Origin of the sequence: Stenotrophomonas tumulicola, from assembly GCF_014117215.1 — a bacterium.
Classification (GTDB): Bacteria; Pseudomonadota; Gammaproteobacteria; order Xanthomonadales; family Xanthomonadaceae; genus Stenotrophomonas; species Stenotrophomonas tumulicola.
In genome coordinates, this window is the sequence record NZ_JACGXS010000001.1 from 941,470 (window position 1) to 957,966 (window position 16,497).

Sequence of the window (16,497 nt, forward strand, 5' to 3'; positions counted from 1 at the left end):
CACGCAACGACGAGCGCGCCGGCGGATCCGGCAGCGCGGGGACGAGTTACGTTGGGGGTCTAGATCTGCAGGCTACAGAAGCGCTGCGCCGGCGGCGGGTCGGACCGGCAGGTGGGCACGTCTTCGTAGTACTGGGCTTCAACCGGCGGCAGTAAGGCCGCGGTCAACGCGAAGTGCACCGGCGGCAGGCCGAGCGACGGCACCTGTGGCGCTTTGAGGTCTTGGCTGGTGACGTGATCCCGCAGACAATGCTGGTCGCACAGGGCCGGTACCTGCGGATCGGGCATTTCCATGCCTTCGCAACCGGCCATGACCATCCGCGGTTCCAGTGGCGTTTCGCTGACGGGACACGCATAGGCGGCCAGCGCGATTTGCTGGAACAACAGCGCCAGCAATGCCAGCCAAGCAAAGCGCAGACGGAGCGAACGGGTCCGGAACGCGCGCAGCTTCATCGGCGACCCGCGCAGGGCAACACGACCACCCGAGCACACGGGCGTTGGTTACGCGTAAGAGGGGCCAAGGAAGAGAGCATTGCGATTGAGCATAGCTCTGCGAGTGCTTGCTTGGAAGCGCGGTACATGCCGGAAGTTCACGGAATGGTGGTTTCGTACTGCTTGACGTCTGTCTGACGGGCCCAACGGGGTATCACGCGGGATAATTCAATATTATCCCGTATAACTATTTTCGCCGACGAGCGGTCGTCTACCTGCTTTAATAGTATGTAATTACATGGTATGTAATACATTACGAAATAAAGTGGGGTGGCACGATGGCGCGCGCAGGACTCTATAAGAGTGACGTCCAGAAGGCGCGCGACGCGCTGCTGGCCCAAGGCAAGAAGCCGTCAGTCGACGCGGTGCGAGTGGCCTTGGGCAACACGGGCTCCAAGACCACGATCCACCGCTACTTGCGTGAACTGGAAGGAGAGGAAGGCGGCGGTCCGGCGAGGACGGTAGCCGTTAGTGATGCTTTGCAGGACTTGGTTGCGCGCTTGGCCTCGCGGCTCCAGGAGGAAGCAGAGGCCATCCTCACCCAGGAGCGTGAGCGCCATCAGGCTGAGCTCCACAGTCGGCAACAGGCGCTTTCCGGTGCCCAAGAGGAGGCTGCCGCCTTGAGCAGTCGGCTGCAGCGCACCGAAGCAAGCCTGCACCAAGAGCAAGCTGCTCACGCCCTCCTTCAACAGAATCTAGGTGACAGGATCGCGGAAATCGCCCAGTTGAACGAGCGCATCGCTGGCATGACGGTGCGGCTGGCTGATCATGAGGCGCATACGCGTTCTCTGGAGGACAAGCATGCCCATGCCCGGGAAGCGCTTGAGCACTACCGCACTTCAACCAAAGAGCAGCGTGAGCAAGAGCTTCGCCGTCACGAGCATCAGGTCCAAGAGCTGCAAGTAGCCTTACGTCAGGCCAATGAAGCCTTGGGCGCGAAGAATCAGGAGCTGTTGGTGCTGAACCGCGACAATGGTCAATGGCTGGAGCGCCACGGGCGGATTGAGCGTGAGCTTGCCCAGCTACGACAGGCCCACGAAGGCCAACACAGCGAGGTCGTGGCGTTGCGCCAGACCGCGACGGACTATTTGGCACTGCAGGAGCGCTGGAAGACTGACGCCAAGACCTTGGATACCATGCGCAACGAGCTAGCTCAAGTTCAAGACACCCTTGCGCGGGAGCGTGAGCGCCGCGAGAGCGCTGAAGCCGATGCGTTGCGTGCCAATGCACGTCTTGAAGCGCTAGAGCCTCTACTGAATCAACTGACGCCAGCACAAAATGCGGTGAAGAAAACTCGGCGCGGCCATGCGCAAGATGGGGGAGCCGACTGACGAGGCTGCTCGTTTGTCTGCTAGCGGCTGGGGTGGCGCTCACCTGTCCAGTACGCCCATTCCATAGGGACGACCCAATCTACAAACAGTTTGGCTACTGAGGACTCCGGTGCCAAATGATAGGGCTTGAACATGCCTTGCTCGGGCGAACTGGTCATCAGGTAGCGCAGGCGCTTCTGGACCTCCTGAAAGATGGCTTCCCGCACATGGGCGCTGTCGTGCACGCCAAGACGCATCGCCACCGAGGCACCTTGGCGTACCGCCGCCCAGCAGCAGTAACGCCACCGCGCGATCGGCAAGCCCCGCGGTCCGGATTGAAAGACGAACCCCACATCACGTGCCCAGCCTGGGTCGAAGTGATGTTTGAGCAATTGCTGCTCCAGAAACTGCTCGGTCTCCCAGAGTGCAAGTTCATCCCACAGCTCCAGTTTCGCGTCCGCCAAGTCTACATCGTGTGCCATATCGCCGAGTTGGTCTTCCAGCACCGGGAGCAGGTGCCTGCGCTCGTGGGTAGACCAGGCGAAAGCCCATTGCAGATCTTCGATGGGCGTGACCTCGGCATCGGGGCGGATCTGCCATCGATCCGCTGGCCAGGGAACTTGGATCAAGGCCAAGTCTCGCAGCGTGTCCAGCACCAGCAAGGTGGAGCGGCGTGTGGGCGCCACCGGTATGCGTCGTAGCTGCGCGGCTAACAGTGCGGCTAGGAAAAGGGTGCCACGAAGGCCCAACTCCTCGATGCTGGCGACCCCAGATGGCGTCATTGACGAGGTTCCGGGCATGCGGTTTCCGGGGATGAGGGAGCGGCGTGGCTCCTGGGGGGGGGGGGGGGGCGCTACCGGTGTCGCCGGTTGCCTCAAAGCTAAGAATATCTTAGTATGCAAGGCAGGGTACATCCGCCATCCTTATGGGGTCTCCATGGGGTGCGCGCGTGACTTTGTCCGTCGACTCAACACCGACCTTCGCTCGACGCCTCAAACAAGCCCGCCTGCACACGGGTTTGTCGCAGAAGGAGTTGGGCATCCGGGCCGGTCTGGATCCTCACGTGGCCAGCCCCCGAATCAACCAGTACGAGCGTGGCAAGCACGAGCCCATGCTGGAGATTGCTGAGCGGTTGGCCCAAGCGTTGGGGATCCCCGCCGCCTTCCTTTACACCGACGATGATCTGCTGGCCAAGTTGCTCCTGCGCTGGGGCTCGCTAAGCAAGCAGCAGAAGCGCGAGTTGGTGAAGCTGATCGAGGCCACGCCCGAGAAGTAAACCGAACAAGCGCTCGCCCTATGGGCAACTCTTCGCCTCAACCCGCCCTTTGGGCGCTTCTGGAGGGAGCTGCAGTGTCCGCGGCTAGTGCGACTGACAAGTCGCGACATCTCAGGCTTACTTGAGATTTTGTTCACGACCGATACACACGCGCCTTGTCTAAAGTGATATACCATGTCGCCCGTGTCAGCCTCCTCACTTCTACTGCGACTGTTCCTGATCGCCATGCTCGTGCTTAACGGCGCGTGGTCGGCGTTTGCGTCCGTCAGTATGAACCCGGTCATGGAAGAGCAGGCCAGCGAAGTGGCTGCCGCGGTGCAAGTCGACGAAGACTGCTTCGCCGATCACAGTGCTGAGCATCATCCCGATGCCACATCGATTGAAAAGGCTGGCACTGGGCATGGCGACCATGCCGGTCCCGACTGTTGCAAGTCTTCTGCGTGCCGGTGCGCCTGCGTACACGCTTGCGCGAGCGCACTTCCTGCGCGCCTGCATGTTTCGGTGCAACTGGCCTTGGGCCTGGATGTCATGCCGCTGCCCCTAGGGCATGCGGCACCTGCCTTGCCTCATCTGATCCGACCACCGATCGGCTAAGCGTCCCTAGGCGCCGCAATGGCGCCGTTGGTGTGGCTTGCATGCCTGTTTAGGCCAGCCGCCCGCTCTGTACCACCGCCCGCCGGTGGCAACACGACGCTTGGAGCATTTTCATGTCGCATGATGATTTTCGTGGTCCACGCGGTGGACCGCTGCTGCCTTCGCGGCGGCGATTTGTCCAAGGCTTGGCCTTGGGAGGCGCAGTCGCAGGATTAGGTTTCTGGCCCAAAGCCAGTTGGGCGCTCAAGGGGCCGGGACAACCCAACGTACTATCGGGCACTGAGTTTGACCTGACCATTGGCGAGACGCCGATGAACTTCACCGGCAAGACCCGCACCGCGATCACGGTCAACGGGTCCGTTCCGGCGCCGTTGCTGCGGTGGCGGGAAGGCACCACGGTCAACTTGCGCGTCTCTAATGCATTGCCCGCTAACTCCATCCATGGCGCGGACACCTCCATCCATTGGCACGGCATCATTTTGCCGGCCAACATGGACGGCGTGCCGGGTCTGAGCTTTGACGGTATCGGACGTGGTGAGACCTACCACTACCGGTTCACCCTGCATCAGGGCGGAACCTACTGGTACCACAGCCACTCAGGGTTCCAGGAACAAGCCGGGCTCTATGGCCCGATCGTCATCGACCCATTGGAGCCGGAGCCCTTCAGTTTCGATCGCGACTACGTCGTGATGCTGAGCGATTGGACAGACCTGGACCCGACGGCCCTGTTCGATCGTTTGAAGAAGATGCCGGGCCATGACAATTACTACAAGCGCACGGTCGGCGATTTTGCGCGCGATGTGAAGCGCAACGGCCTGTCGGCCACGTTGGAAGATCGCAAGATGTGGGGCGTGATGCGGATGACGCCCACGGACCTGTCCGACGTCAACGCCAACACCTACACCTACCTGATGAACGGCACGACCTCACTGGGCAACTGGACCGGTTTGTTCCGCAGTGGCGAGAAGGTGCGCCTGCGTTTCATCAATGGCTCTGCCATGACGTACTTCGATGTGCGTATTCCGGGGCTGAAGATGACCGTGGTGGCGGCAGATGGCTTGTATGTCCATCCGGTTTCCGTCGACGAGTTCCGCATCGCGGTAGCAGAAACCTTCGATGTGATCGTGGAGCCCTCCGGGCAGGACGCATTCACCATCTTTGCCCAAGACTCCGGTCGCACCGGCTACATCAGCGGCACGCTCGCTGTGCGCGAAGGATTACGCGCGCCCGTTCCGTCTGTGGATCCCCGGCCGCTGCTGACGATGGCAGACATGGGCATGGATCATGGGTCGATGGATATGTCTGGCGGCAGCAAGGGCATGGAAGGCGGCTGTGGTGCGGCCATGGGCATGCCTGGCATGACCCCACCTGTCAGCGGTAACGCGACCTCGGCCCATGCAGGCCATGCGATGCCCGCCGCCGGCGATGGTGCCATGGCAGGCATGCAGCACGGGGGCATGCAATCACACCCTGCTAGCGAGACCAACAATCCCCTGTTGGACAACCAAGCCATGAGCGTGAGTTCGCGCTTGGATGATCCGGGCAATGGCCTGCGCGATAACGGCCGTCATGTGCTGACGTATTCCATGCTCAAGAGCACCTTTGAAGACCCTGACGGACGCGACCCCGGTCGCGAGATCGAGCTGCATCTGACCGGACACATGGAGAAATTCTCCTGGGGCTTCAACGGTCAGAAGTTTTCCGATGTCGAGCCGCTGCGGCTGAACTACGGCGAGCGTATGCGCATCGTATTGGTTAACGACACGATGATGACCCATCCCATCCATTTGCACGGCATGTGGAGTGACGTGGAGGACGACAACGGCAACTTCATGGTGCGCAAGCACACGGTGGATATGCCGCCAGGTAGCCGACGCACGTATCGCGTGCGTGCCGATGCGTTGGGCAGCTGGGCGTTCCATTGCCACCTGCTTTATCACATGGAAGCCGGAATGATGCGCACGGTGAGGGTCGACGAATGAACATCAATAGACGCGATACCACCCTGACTGCGCTGACGGCTATCTCGCTGGCCCTGGCCAATGCGGCCAGCGCCCAATCTATGCAGCACGGCTCCATGCAGATGGAGCAGGGCGCGCAGACCCAGACTCAGGATCACTCTGCACATCAGGCGCCGACATCAAAACCTGCGCCAGCCCAAAAGCCTGCAACACCGGCCAAGACGAGCGAAGCGACGATCGATCATGCGGCGATGGGCCACGCCGAGCCGCAGGCTAACGCAGCCGAGCCTGCCATGCAGGGCATGGACCATTCGCAGATGGGGCACGGCTCGCCCGCGAGCACACCTGCGGCGCCCACAGCGCAGGCGCAGTCGATGCAGGGCATGGATCACAGTCAGATGGCACAGCCCGCTGCAGCCGACACCTCCGGCACGGCCACGCCTGCGATGCAGGGGATGGACCATTCGCAGATGGGCCATGATTCGCCCGCGCCCGCTACACCAGAAGCGGGAATGCAATCGATGGAGGGCATGGACCACAGTCAGATGGGACACGGGCCTGCAGCGCCAACGCAGCCGCGCACCCCGATTCCCGCGGTGACGGACGCGGATCGCAAGGCGGCCATCGCGCCGGAACACGCGCATCCGGTGCATGACAACTCGATCAAGAGCTACGTGCTGCTCAATCGCCTGGAAACCTGGGATGCCGATCCGGGCACCGGGCTGGGCTGGGAGGGCCAGGGCTGGATCGGTACGGACCTCAATCGCGTCTGGCTCCGCAGTGAAGGCGAACGCACGGATGGTCAGACCGAGTCGGCTGATCTGGAAGTGCTTTACGGCCGCAGTATCTCCACGTGGTGGGATGTGGTGGCCGGTGTGCGTCATGACTTCAAGCCTGGGGCATCGCAGAACTTCGCCGCTATCGGTGTACAGGGCTTGGCGCCGATGAAGTTCGAAGTGTCCGCCACAGCCTATCTCGGCGAAGGGGGCCAGACTGCCGCCAATGTCGAGGCCGAGTACGAATTGCTGCTAACCAACCGGCTGATCTTGCAGCCGCTGGTGGAAGTCACCGCCTATGGCAAGAACGATCCATTGCGCGGGATAGGTTCGGGTCTGAGTGCCGCTGAGGCGGGGCTACGACTTCGCTATGAGTTCACCCGAAAGTTCGCTCCCTACATCGGCGTGGTGTACGAGCGCGCGTTTGGCAGTACCGCAGACATGCGACGCGAGCATGGCGAGTCCTTTGAAGACACGCGCTTGGTCATCGGCCTTCGTACCTGGTTCTAAGGGGAACTGACAATGAAATCCAACAAAAAGATGTGGGTATGGCTCGGTGCCGGCGTGGCATTGGTTGCGGTGGTCGCAACCGCCACGGTCTCTCTGGGCGTGTACAACGTGGCCGCCGACGATCCGCATAGTCGCCCGGTGTATGCGCTACTTGAAACGGCGCGCGAGCGTTCCATTGAGGTGCGCGCCGCCAAGCTTCAGCTACCCACGAACCTTGATGATCCTGAGCGTATCCGCCAGGGTGCGGGCAACTACAACGCCATGTGCGTGACCTGCCATCTTTCACCAGACGCGGCGGCCACCGAGATGAGCAAGGGCCTGTACCCCGCGCCACCGAACCTAAGCAAACAGCCGGTCGCTCCAGCTGAGGCGTTCTGGGTGATCAAGCACGGCATCAAGGCCAGCGGCATGCCCGCTTGGGGCGGCAGCATGGACGATGAGTTCATATGGAACATGTCGGCCTTCCTGCAGAAGTTGCCCACGCTGGACGCGACTGCGTACAAGGAACTTGTCGACAGCAGCGAGGGCCATTCGCATGGCGGCGGCGAGACGCAAGGCCACCATGACGACGAAAAGGCCGAGGATCACCCTGCCTTATTCGAGCCGGGCAACAACTCCATGCCGCATGCGCACCCGCCGGGCGTGGACGACGATCACCACGGCCCGACACCCAGCGACACGGAAGTCGGGTTGGTGAGCCACGGCCATCCCGACGGCAAGGTGGAGTCGCACCCTGCACCACACACGCCCGTGGCCGATGACGGCCATGCGCACACCCATTGATCTCCTTGGAGCCCACGCAATGAACGCAACAGCAATCTCGTTCACCCTCGCACTGGCACTGGCCGTCGTGTCCCCCGCAATGGCGCAGGCGACACAGCCGCACGCACATCACCCCGCTGCCGCGGCATCTGCGGACGTCGACGTCCCAGTCACTGCAGAGGCCGCGGTCGCCGTAGCGGAGCGTTTCAACAGGGCCCTGTCTAGCGGCGATCTGGCCACGGTCGAAGCCCTGCTCGCTGCCGACGTTCTCATCCTCGAGTCCGGGGGCGCCGAACGCAGCCGCGAGGAATACATGGGCCATCACGCAGTCAGCGATGCGGCGTTCCTCAAGGGCGCCCATCGCCAGCTGCTCCGTCAGCGCGCACGAGCCGCCGGCGAGTTCGCGTGGGTCGGAACCGAAAGCGAGTTGCATGCCCAGAAGGACGGCCAGCCACTGACCGTCCAGAGCGCCGAGACGATGGTGCTGAAGGAGACCGCGGACGGCTGGCGGATCGTCCACATCCACTGGTCCTCGCGGACCAAGCGCTGAGTCGAGAGATTGAAATGACTACGCTCACATTGCACCGTCTGACTTTTGTGGTCCTTGCCGTGGCTGGTCTGGGTGCTTGCACCCAGGATGCTTCATCCGCGCAACCCACAACCTCGCCCTCCGCACAGGTTGTCGTCCCATCAGCCGACGCGACTCCAGCAGCCCTGCCACGCATGACCGTCCACAAGACCCCGACCTGCGGGTGCTGCGGTGTCTGGATCGACCACGTGCAGAAGGCGGGATTCACCGTGGATGTGCACGACATGGATGACCTGGGTCTGGTCAAGGAGCGGTTGGGTGTCCCCTATGCAAAGGGCTCCTGCCACACGGCCGAGATCGGCGGATACGTCATCGAAGGCCACGTTCCGGCCGCGGACATCAAGCGTCTCCTCGAAGAAAAGCCGAACGCACGCGGCCTGGTCCTCCCAGGGATGCCGCTTGGTTCTCCGGGCATGGAGGTCCCGGAGGGACGCCAGCAGCCGTTCACGGTCGAGCTGATCCATCGCGACGGAACCACTGAACCGTTCGCACAGCACTGATCCGTCGCAGCAACAGGGGACGGTGTTGCGGGCGCGCCGATTCTCGCCCGCGAGGAAGAAGGAGAACTACATGACTCACCATTCCGCAGCACACCGGCCCCAGGCCATGAACGAGTGCATCGACAACTGCACGCAATGCCATGCGATCTGCCTGGAGACGATCAACTACTGCCTGACCAAAGGAGGTGTTCACGCGGCCCCGGAGCATATCGCCCTGTTGGCGACGTGTGCCGATACCTGCGCAACCAGTGCCGACGCGATGCTGCGCGGTGCCAGCGTTCACGACGTGGTTTGCGGTTCCTGCGCGGAGATCTGCCGCCAGTGCGCCGATGCATGCGACGCCATGAACGACCCTGAGATGACGCGCTGCGCCGAAGTTTGTCGCCGCTGCGCGGAAAGCTGCAGCGCCATGGCAGCGTAATGCGTCGAGGATCCCGCCTGAGCCGGTGGGATCCTCGTCTCGCGAAAGCGGAAGTATCAAGAAAATCCGACAAATCGTGGTTTCGGTGACAGTCCGACATCTAACGCTTGTCGCATCGAACACAGCGCGGCCCCTCCCGAACGGGCTTTGCATCACATTCCAATGAGGATTTATCCATATGAAGTCGTCCAACGTCATTCGCTCCTTCGCGCTCGTCCTCGCAATCGCGGCCGGGCAGTTTTCGCTGCAGGTCGCGCACGCCCACGCCGCGCTGCAGCAGTCCACACCGGCGGCAAATGCGGTGGTGGCCTCGCCAGGCCAGATCGATCTCGTGTTCAACGAGACATTGATTCCGCGGGCGTCGCGTCTCAAGTTGCTCATGAAGCACGGCAGTTCCACCATGCCGATCGAGAATTTCACGACCGAGATCGTCAACAACGGCAAGACCCTGCGTGCCAAGTTGCCTGGACCGCTGGCTCCGGGCGTCTATACCGTGGAATACCGCGCCGTCGGTGGTGACAACCACCCCATGCCGGGCAGCTTCAGCTTCACGGTGCGCTGAGGAGTCGCGAATGTTCGACCTGTCGGCTTATGCACTGAGATTCTTGGAATACCTTGTCATCATGGTTCTTTTCGGGGTTCCACTCTTCGGTTGGTACGGGTCGCGTCGATCGGCACTCGCCGACGCCTTGGCCGGGTGGTCACTCATGGGCGTTCTATTGGCGGGTGCCGTAGCCGGTCTCGTGCTCACCGGGCTCGATGTCGTCTTCAAGACCGCGGGCATCATGGGAATGCCGCTTGCCGAGGTTGATCGCGGATCGCTTGGCTGGTATCTGCTCGAGACGTCCGCGGGCCGGGCAGCCATGGCGAGAGGCGCGCTGCTGGTCGCCCTGATGTTCGTGCTCGGATGGCATCGTCGCCGCGGGAAGGTGGAGACCGCCTTCCCGCTGGGGGCGATGCTGGCGGGCGGCGCACTCGCTTCGCTGGCATGGAACGGCCACGCCGCCGCTGGCGAGGGCTTGGCAGGCGCGGTCCGGCTTGCTGCAGGCATCGTCCATCTTCTCGCGGCAGGCGGCTGGATCGCAGCGGTCCTGATGTTCCTTGCCATGCTGCTGCGCGGCAAAGAGACGAACGGCAGCGGGCGTCTGCGATCAACGCATGACTTTCTGCATGGTTTTTCGACGCTGGGAACGATCTTCGTTGGTGCGCTCATCGTGTCCGGCATCGCGCACTACGGGGATCTCACCGCGTGGTCGTTTTCGGCCCTGTTCCAGAGCACCTACGGGAAGTTGCTGCTGTTCAAACTGGCCCTGTTCGCTGGAATGCTGGGTTTGGGAGCGCTGCACCGATGGACGCTGGTGCCGCGCTTGGAACGAGCGCTGACCAGCGGAGATCCCGCGCAGGAGGTGCGGGCTTTGCGGCAGAGTGTTACGGCTGAGGCCGCGCTGGCCATCTTGATCCTGATTGTTGTTTCAGTGCTCGGGACGCTCAGCCCCGAATAGCTGTGTAACCCGCAATGGCACACTGCCTTGGCAGTCCATCCCCACTAAAGCGAGCATCGGCATGAACTCACCGTCGTCCCATGACCATCACCATTCTGCAGGCGCAGCCCCTGTCGAGGCTGCGGATGGACGGGTCACCGATCCGGTCTGTGGCATGCAGGTCGATCCCGCCACGACGCAGCATCATGCGACCCACGCCGACACACCTTTCCACTTCTGCTCGGAGCGATGCCGCGCGAAGTTCGTGGCCGATCCGGAGCGCTATCTGACGCCCCAGGACGAACCCGAGGTGGCACAGCCCGGCGCCATCTACACCTGCCCGATGCACCCGGAAGTCCGGCAACAAGGTCCAGGCAACTGTCCCTTCTGCGGCATGGCGCTGGAGCCGGAAATGCCGAGCCTGGAGGACGATGACAATCCGGAACTTCGCGACTTCTCGCGCCGGTTCTGGTGGACGCTTCCGCTGACTGTGGTGACGCTCGTGCTGGCCATGTTCGGCCAGTACCTCCCGCGTGTCGTGCTGGGCGACGTGCAGATCCTGCCGTTGTCGATCGACGTGCAGACCTGGGTCGAGCTGGTCTTGACCACACCAGTCGTGCTGTGGGCCGGCTGGCCGTTCTTCGAGCGCTGCGTGCAGTCGATCCGCAACCGCAGCCCGAACATGTTCACCCTCATCGGGATTGGCGTTGCGGCCGCCTTTGGCTACAGCCTGGTCGCCACGCTGGCACCCGGCTTGTTCCCACCGTCGTTTACCGAACATGGGCGCATCGGCGTGTATTACGAGGCGGCGGCGGTGATCGTGTCGCTGACGCTGCTCGGCCAGATGCTGGAGCTACGAGCGCGTTCGAAAACGTCCGCGGCAATCAAGGGCCTGCTTGGTCTGGCGCCCAAGGAAGCCCGGCGGGTCAATGCCGACGGCACCGAGGAAGACATCCCGCTAACCCACGTGCATGTCGGCGACCACCTGCGCGTGCGACCCGGCGAAAAGTTGCCGGTGGATGGCGAAGTGGTGGAAGGCCGCTCCAGGGTCGACGAGTCGATGCTCACCGGCGAGCCGATCCCGGTCGAGAAAACCACTGGCGATCAGGTCATCGGCGCGACCCAGAACGGCACCGGCGCGCTGGTGATCCGCGCCGCCAAGGTGGGTTCCGACACTGTGCTGTCGCAGATCGTGCAGCTGGTCGCGCAGGCGCAGCGCGCTCGCGCGCCGATGCAGCGGATGGCCGATACCGTCGCCTACTGGTTCGTGCTCGCGGTCCTGGCGATCGCGGTGGCCACCTTCTTCATCTGGGGCTTCTTCGGCCCGGAGCCGGCCTGGACCTTTGCCATCCTGAACGCGGTTTCGGTGTTGATCATCGCCTGCCCCTGCGCGCTGGGTCTGGCCACGCCGATGTCGATCATGGTCGCCACCGGCAAGGCGGCACAGGTGGGCGTGTTGTTCCGCGATGCCGAGGCCATCGAGCACATGCGCCGCATCGATACCCTCATCGTCGACAAGACCGGCACCCTCACCGAAGGACGCCCCGCGTTCAAGGAAGTCGTGGCCTTCGAGGGCTTCGACGCCGACCAGGTGCTGCACCTGGCGGCCAGCCTGGACCAGGGCAGCGAGCATCCGCTGGCCGATGCCATCGTGGCCGAGGCCCGACGCCGGAACTTCGAGTTCGACCGCGTGGAGGACTTCGACTCGGTGACCGGCATGGGTGTGCGCGGAACCGTCGCCGGTCGCGCGCTTGCGCTGGGCAATACCGCCCTCATGGATGATCTGGGCGCCGATCCCGGTGCGCATGTCGACGTCGCCGAGCGTCTGCGCCGCGAGGGTGCGAGCGCCATGTTCCTCGCCGTGGACGGTCGCCTGGCGGGTCTGATCGCGGTCGCAGACCCGATCAAGGCGTCGGCCGCGGCCGCCATCAATGAGCTGCACGCCGCCGGGCTGCGCATCATCATGGCCACCGGCGACGGGCTCACCACCGCACGGGCTGTGGCCACAGAGTTGGGCCTGGACGAAGTGCATGGCGAGGTCCGCCCCGAGGACAAGGCCGAACTGGTGCAGCGCCTCAAGCGCGAAGGCCGGCGGGTGGCGATGGCGGGCGACGGCATCAACGACGCGCCGGCGCTGGCCGCCGCCGACGTCGGCATTGCCATGGGTACTGGCACCGACGTCGCGATGTCGAGCGCGCAGATCACCCTGGTCAAGGGCGACCTGCGCGGCATCCTGCGCGCCCGGAAGATCTCTCAGGCCACCGTGGCCAACATGAAGCAGAACCTCACCTTCGCGTTCGTCTACAACGCGCTCGGGGTTCCGCTCGCGGCCGGGGTGCTCTACCCCGCGTTCGGGATCCTACTGAGTCCGATGGTCGCGGCGCTCGCCATGAGCGTGAGCTCGGTTTCGGTGGTCGCCAATGCCCTGCGTTTGTCCGGCTCCACCGTTGTTGCCACCCCCCACCCTGACCGCGCCGATGAGCCTGCGCGCGGCCATTCCTGTCACTGATGGCTCATATCCCACAAGGAGTACTGCAATGAAGCGTTATGCCTCCCTCTCGATGATGGCCTTGTTCCTGATGGCGGGCGCGGCCTTCGCCGGCGGCCAGACCACCACGCCCACCACCGACCACGGTCAGCACAAGCCGGCGGCGGCCGATGCCGATTTCACCAAGCTCGATGCCAACAAGGACGGCTCGCTGTCCAAGGAAGAACTGGCCAAGCACAAGCTGGCGCCGCACTTTGGCATGCTCGATAGCAACAAAGACGGCAAGCTGAGCCCGCAGGAATTCGCTGCCGGCAAGGGTATGTAAGTGTTCTCAGCCCGGGAGCTGTTCCAACAGTTCCCGGGTTCTTCCGCCGTTCTGCCATTCCCACGGAGATTGTTATGTCCTCTTCGCACGGTACGCACGAAAACGCGCAAGACCCGCAGTCCCAGCACGCAAAACCGCACGCCTCACACCAACCTGCCCACCAGGCACAACAAGGGCATCAAGGCCATTACGGCCGCCTGTTGTTGATGATGGGCCTGTCTTTCGTGGCCATGTACGCATTGATGTACGCAATGGTCGATCAGTGGGCTAACGTCTATAACAACGTCAACCAGTTCTACATGGCGGGCCTGATGGCCGCTCCCATGCTGCTGATCGAGCTGTGGCTAATGTCCAGCATGTACCCCGATCGCCGACGCAATCTGATTCTGGCTGGTCTGACGGTGGCGTTCATGCTGTTCTGCTGGTGGGGCATTCGCACTCAAGCAGCGGTCACTGACAAGCAGTTCATCCGTTCGATGATTCCCCACCACGCTGGCGCCATCCTGATGTGTGAGGAGAATCGTCTGAAGGATCCTGAGTTGGTGAAGCTCTGCCAGGACATTATTACCTCGCAGACACAGGAGATCGCGCAAATGAAGCAGTTGCTGGCTGAGCGTTCCCGTTAGCTCACTGCCTTTTGCCAGCCGATATCACTTCACTGAGCCTGCGCACTGACCATTCGGTGGATCAAACGCGCGGCCACACGTGCGGTGGCTTGATCCGGATCCAGGGGCGGACACAGTTCCGCCACGTCGACCACACGTACCTTGCCCGAGGCCATGACCAGATCCAGCAGGGCTTCCAGGACCTCCAGACTCACCCCGCGTGGGTTGGGGGCGCTCACGCCCGGGGCCACCACCATTGAGTACGCCGGCAAGATCACCAGCGGCTTGGGTAGCTACACCCAGTGGCGTGGCTTGGGCTCACTGCGTATGGGCAAGAACCGTTGGACCGGCGTCTATTCGGCGCAGTACATCGGCAGCGCGGACGACATCATCGCCGTGCCCGACACGATCGGCTCGCATGTGTCCAGCGTGGTGTACCACAGCCTGCAACTGAGCTACGGCATCAAGAAGAAATGGGATATCTCCGCCGGCGTTGAAAAAGTGCTCGATAAGAAGGCGCCGTTCGTGAAGAACAACCCCAACACCGACACCGACACCATGACGTACGACTTGCTGGGTCGTCGCTGGAATGTCCGCTTTGGTTACCACTGGTAAGCCACGATCACGAGGAGCTACACATCATGAGAAACACGCAACTATCCGCCACACTACTGCTGTTCGCTGTGGCCGGCAGTGCCGGTGCGCACGACCTGTTTGTCGCTTTCTCCAAGCCTGGCACCGCAGCGGGCGAGGCGAACACCGCCTTGGTGAACAACGGCACCTTCGATGAAAGTGCTGGCGCAGTCACCCGAGCGCGTCTACAGGACGTTTCGCTGAGCCAGGACGGTGCCAAGGCCGCCCCGGACCTGGCCAGTTGGAAAGAGATCGGCAAGCAAAGCCAGCTCACCGTCCATCCGGCGGGCGAGGGCACCTATCTGCTGGGTGTCTCGACGATGGCTTCCACCAGCACACGTACGGCCAGCGAGTTCGGCAAGTACCTGGAGCTGGAAGACTTGCCCGATACGCTGGCCACCTATGACGCAAGCAAGTTCCCCAAAGGGGTCACCTATAGCTATACCAAGCATGCCCGTGCCATTGGACAGGTGGGCACGAAACTGACCGACGACTTCGCTGCCTCGCTGGGCTATCCGTTGGAGATCCGCTTGGCCCGCAATCCTGGAAGCGTGAAGGTCGGCGAACAGCTGTCGTTCCAAGTGCTGCAGCAGGGCACGCCAGTGCCCAACCTACGCGTGTACGTCGGTCATCGTGCTGATGCACCGGTCAAGGGCGGGCACGGTAGCGCTACGCTCCTGCGCACCGATGCCCAAGGCCAAGCCAGTTTCCAGGTGACCACCGCCAAGACCTGGTACATCCACACCAATCACATGGTGCCCTCTACACAAAAGGCTTTGGATTTTGTGTCGGATCGGGCGTCGCTGAGCTTTGAGATTTCCCCGCACGCCGGGCACTGACAAGTAGGCACGTAGGCGGTACTCTCCCCTTTGACGCCAGTCATGACTTCTTCCATGACTCGCGTCTTTTTGTGGGGACGGACCTCAGGTGCTCAGTCTGTCTCTCATTGGTCGCCCCGCGCCGCGCGCAATCCACGTCGCCGCACCAGATAGAACGCTGCGGGAATCACCACCATAGAGAGCACCGGTGCGGTGAGCATGCCACCCAGCATCGGCGCGGCGATACGTTGCATGACCTCCGAGCCGGCACCGGCACCAACGAACAGCGGAAACAACCCGGCCAGGATGACGGCTACCGTCATCGCCTTCGGGCGCACCCGCTGCACGGCACCTTCGTAGATAGCCTCTTGCAGGGTAGACACATCTTCCGGCGCACCGCTGGCCAAGCGCTGCTCCCAAGCATGACGCAGGTACAGCAACATGATGACGCCGAACTCAGCCGCAACGCCACCCAGGGCGATGAATCCGATCATGCTGGCTACCGAAATCGCATGGCCCAGCCCCCAGATCAACCAGAAACCGCCCACCAACGCCAAGGGCAAGCTGAGCAGGATGATGGATACATCGCTGAGCCGGCGAAACACCATCCAGATGACCAGGAAGATGATCGCCAACGCCGCGGGCACCACCCATTGCAGGCGTGCCAATGCCCGTTGCAGATACTCGTACTGCCCCGACCAGGCCAGACCATAGCCGGCAGGCAAACTCACCTGGGTCTGCATCGCGGCTTGCAGGTCCTGGACCACCGATCCTAAGTCGCGATCGGCCACATCGACGTAGATGTAGCCCACCAACCGGCCGTTATCGCTCTTGAGCATCGGCGGGCCTGGGCTGATTGACAGCTCCGCCACCTGGCTCAAGGTCAGTTGCACACCGCCTGGCGCGATCAGCGGCAGATCCTGCAAGGCCTGCAATGAGTCGCGCTGGCCACGGGGG

General features: G+C 62.7%; 20 protein-coding genes. 16 read left to right on the forward strand and 4 right to left on the reverse strand.

Translation table 11 applies throughout. From position 1 onward, the window contains the following. Window positions 1-59: 59 nt before the first annotated feature. Window positions 60-452, reverse strand: a complete 393-nt coding sequence (locus H4O11_RS04285) for a hypothetical protein (RefSeq protein ID WP_102789625.1) — start codon at window positions 450-452, stop codon at window positions 60-62. A gap of 317 nt (window positions 453-769) precedes the next feature. Between H4O11_RS04285 and H4O11_RS04290 the strand changes: the two genes are divergently transcribed. Continuing rightward, window positions 770-1,822, forward strand: a complete 1,053-nt coding sequence (locus H4O11_RS04290) for a DNA-binding protein (protein ID WP_032961134.1) — start codon at window positions 770-772, stop codon at window positions 1,820-1,822. A 20-nt stretch (window positions 1,823-1,842) separates the two neighbouring features. Here the strand turns inward: H4O11_RS04290 and H4O11_RS04295 are convergent, their stop codons facing one another. Further along, a complete protein-coding gene (locus H4O11_RS04295) occupies window positions 1,843-2,601 on the reverse strand; it encodes a hypothetical protein (protein WP_223293216.1) in 759 nt (252 codons plus the stop codon). A 125-nt stretch (window positions 2,602-2,726) separates the two neighbouring features. Here H4O11_RS04295 and H4O11_RS04300 point away from each other — a divergent pair, with 125 nt between their 5' ends. From H4O11_RS04300 to H4O11_RS04360, 13 genes are all read left to right on the forward strand, one after another. After that, window positions 2,727-3,077: a helix-turn-helix domain-containing protein gene (locus H4O11_RS04300; RefSeq protein WP_043033515.1), complete on the forward strand. Its 351-nt coding sequence runs from the start codon at window positions 2,727-2,729 to the stop codon at window positions 3,075-3,077. 174 nt (window positions 3,078-3,251) lie between these two features. Continuing rightward, window positions 3,252-3,671, forward strand: a complete 420-nt coding sequence (gene copL, locus H4O11_RS04305; RefSeq protein ID WP_074058987.1) for a transcriptional regulator CopL — start codon at window positions 3,252-3,254, stop codon at window positions 3,669-3,671. A gap of 113 nt (window positions 3,672-3,784) precedes the next feature. After that, window positions 3,785-5,653: a copper resistance system multicopper oxidase gene (locus H4O11_RS04310; RefSeq protein ID WP_012480217.1), complete on the forward strand. Its 1,869-nt coding sequence runs from the start codon at window positions 3,785-3,787 to the stop codon at window positions 5,651-5,653. Then, window positions 5,650-6,918, forward strand: a complete 1,269-nt coding sequence (locus H4O11_RS04315; protein ID WP_182338187.1) for a copper resistance protein B — start codon at window positions 5,650-5,652, stop codon at window positions 6,916-6,918. The genes H4O11_RS04310 and H4O11_RS04315 overlap by 4 nt, the downstream gene beginning before the upstream one ends. A gap of 12 nt (window positions 6,919-6,930) precedes the next feature. Further along, entirely contained in the window at window positions 6,931-7,701 is a 771-nt protein-coding gene (locus H4O11_RS04320; RefSeq protein WP_012480216.1) for a c-type cytochrome, read from the forward strand. Window positions 7,702-7,720: 19 nt separating this feature from the next. Further along, window positions 7,721-8,230: a nuclear transport factor 2 family protein gene (locus H4O11_RS04325; protein ID WP_012480215.1), complete on the forward strand. Its 510-nt coding sequence runs from the start codon at window positions 7,721-7,723 to the stop codon at window positions 8,228-8,230. Window positions 8,231-8,244: 14 nt separating this feature from the next. After that, window positions 8,245-8,769: a DUF411 domain-containing protein gene (locus H4O11_RS04330; RefSeq protein ID WP_223293215.1), complete on the forward strand. Its 525-nt coding sequence runs from the start codon at window positions 8,245-8,247 to the stop codon at window positions 8,767-8,769. A 70-nt stretch (window positions 8,770-8,839) separates the two neighbouring features. Next, window positions 8,840-9,190: a four-helix bundle copper-binding protein gene (locus H4O11_RS04335; protein ID WP_182338188.1), complete on the forward strand. Its 351-nt coding sequence runs from the start codon at window positions 8,840-8,842 to the stop codon at window positions 9,188-9,190. A gap of 178 nt (window positions 9,191-9,368) precedes the next feature. Then, window positions 9,369-9,752 carry a copper homeostasis periplasmic binding protein CopC gene (gene copC / locus H4O11_RS04340; protein WP_005413416.1) on the forward strand — a complete coding sequence of 128 codons (384 nt, stop codon included), beginning with the start codon at window positions 9,369-9,371 and terminating at the stop codon, window positions 9,750-9,752. Between the two features lie 10 nt (window positions 9,753-9,762). Next, entirely contained in the window at window positions 9,763-10,692 is a 930-nt protein-coding gene (gene copD / locus H4O11_RS04345; protein WP_005995728.1) for a copper homeostasis membrane protein CopD, read from the forward strand. A 61-nt stretch (window positions 10,693-10,753) separates the two neighbouring features. Next, window positions 10,754-13,180 carry a heavy metal translocating P-type ATPase gene (locus H4O11_RS04350; protein ID WP_074058989.1) on the forward strand — a complete coding sequence of 809 codons (2,427 nt, stop codon included), beginning with the start codon at window positions 10,754-10,756 and terminating at the stop codon, window positions 13,178-13,180. A gap of 28 nt (window positions 13,181-13,208) precedes the next feature. After that, on the forward strand, window positions 13,209-13,484 hold the full coding sequence (locus H4O11_RS04355; protein WP_005413412.1) for a hypothetical protein: 276 nt from the start codon (window positions 13,209-13,211) through the stop codon (window positions 13,482-13,484). 74 nt (window positions 13,485-13,558) lie between these two features. Further along, window positions 13,559-14,110, forward strand: coding sequence for a DUF305 domain-containing protein (locus tag H4O11_RS04360; RefSeq protein WP_005995733.1), 552 nt, complete (start codon window positions 13,559-13,561; stop codon window positions 14,108-14,110). A gap of 29 nt (window positions 14,111-14,139) precedes the next feature. Here H4O11_RS04360 and H4O11_RS04365 read toward each other — a convergent pair whose 3' ends face one another. Next, the gene (locus tag H4O11_RS04365; RefSeq protein WP_187756563.1) at window positions 14,140-14,328 is read right to left on the reverse strand and encodes an arginase family protein; all 189 of its coding nucleotides are present in this window, start codon (window positions 14,326-14,328) and stop codon (window positions 14,140-14,142) included. An 88-nt stretch (window positions 14,329-14,416) separates the two neighbouring features. On the opposite strand from H4O11_RS04365, the gene H4O11_RS04370 reads away from it, so the two are divergent. After that, window positions 14,417-14,704: a TonB-dependent receptor gene (locus H4O11_RS04370; RefSeq protein ID WP_005413409.1), complete on the forward strand. Its 288-nt coding sequence runs from the start codon at window positions 14,417-14,419 to the stop codon at window positions 14,702-14,704. A 26-nt stretch (window positions 14,705-14,730) separates the two neighbouring features. Continuing rightward, entirely contained in the window at window positions 14,731-15,561 is an 831-nt protein-coding gene (locus H4O11_RS04375) for a DUF4198 domain-containing protein (RefSeq protein WP_182338189.1), read from the forward strand. A gap of 104 nt (window positions 15,562-15,665) precedes the next feature. Here H4O11_RS04375 and H4O11_RS04380 read toward each other — a convergent pair whose 3' ends face one another. Beyond that, window positions 15,666-16,466, reverse strand: coding sequence for an efflux RND transporter permease subunit (locus tag H4O11_RS04380; protein WP_425505991.1), 801 nt, complete (start codon window positions 16,464-16,466; stop codon window positions 15,666-15,668). Between the last annotated feature and the right edge of the window lie 31 nt (window positions 16,467-16,497).

Coding starts and splice junctions, on each gene's coding strand:
- H4O11_RS04285 (WP_102789625.1), bottom strand. CDS start 452: ATGAAGCTGCGCGCGTTCCGGACCCGTTCGCTCCGTCTGCGCTTTGCT.
- H4O11_RS04290 (WP_032961134.1), top strand. CDS start 770: ATGGCGCGCGCAGGACTCTATAAGAGTGACGTCCAGAAGGCGCGCGAC.
- H4O11_RS04295 (WP_223293216.1), bottom strand. CDS start 2,601: ATGCCCGGAACCTCGTCAATGACGCCATCTGGGGTCGCCAGCATCGAG.
- H4O11_RS04300 (WP_043033515.1), top strand. CDS start 2,727: ATGGGGTCTCCATGGGGTGCGCGCGTGACTTTGTCCGTCGACTCAACA.
- copL (WP_074058987.1), top strand. CDS start 3,252: ATGTCGCCCGTGTCAGCCTCCTCACTTCTACTGCGACTGTTCCTGATC.
- H4O11_RS04310 (WP_012480217.1), top strand. CDS start 3,785: ATGTCGCATGATGATTTTCGTGGTCCACGCGGTGGACCGCTGCTGCCT.
- H4O11_RS04315 (WP_182338187.1), top strand. CDS start 5,650: ATGAACATCAATAGACGCGATACCACCCTGACTGCGCTGACGGCTATC.
- H4O11_RS04320 (WP_012480216.1), top strand. CDS start 6,931: ATGAAATCCAACAAAAAGATGTGGGTATGGCTCGGTGCCGGCGTGGCA.
- H4O11_RS04325 (WP_012480215.1), top strand. CDS start 7,721: ATGAACGCAACAGCAATCTCGTTCACCCTCGCACTGGCACTGGCCGTC.
- H4O11_RS04330 (WP_223293215.1), top strand. CDS start 8,245: ATGACTACGCTCACATTGCACCGTCTGACTTTTGTGGTCCTTGCCGTG.
- H4O11_RS04335 (WP_182338188.1), top strand. CDS start 8,840: ATGACTCACCATTCCGCAGCACACCGGCCCCAGGCCATGAACGAGTGC.
- copC (WP_005413416.1), top strand. CDS start 9,369: ATGAAGTCGTCCAACGTCATTCGCTCCTTCGCGCTCGTCCTCGCAATC.
- copD (WP_005995728.1), top strand. CDS start 9,763: ATGTTCGACCTGTCGGCTTATGCACTGAGATTCTTGGAATACCTTGTC.
- H4O11_RS04350 (WP_074058989.1), top strand. CDS start 10,754: ATGAACTCACCGTCGTCCCATGACCATCACCATTCTGCAGGCGCAGCC.
- H4O11_RS04355 (WP_005413412.1), top strand. CDS start 13,209: ATGAAGCGTTATGCCTCCCTCTCGATGATGGCCTTGTTCCTGATGGCG.
- H4O11_RS04360 (WP_005995733.1), top strand. CDS start 13,559: ATGTCCTCTTCGCACGGTACGCACGAAAACGCGCAAGACCCGCAGTCC.
- H4O11_RS04370 (WP_005413409.1), top strand. CDS start 14,417: ATGGGCAAGAACCGTTGGACCGGCGTCTATTCGGCGCAGTACATCGGC.
- H4O11_RS04375 (WP_182338189.1), top strand. CDS start 14,731: ATGAGAAACACGCAACTATCCGCCACACTACTGCTGTTCGCTGTGGCC.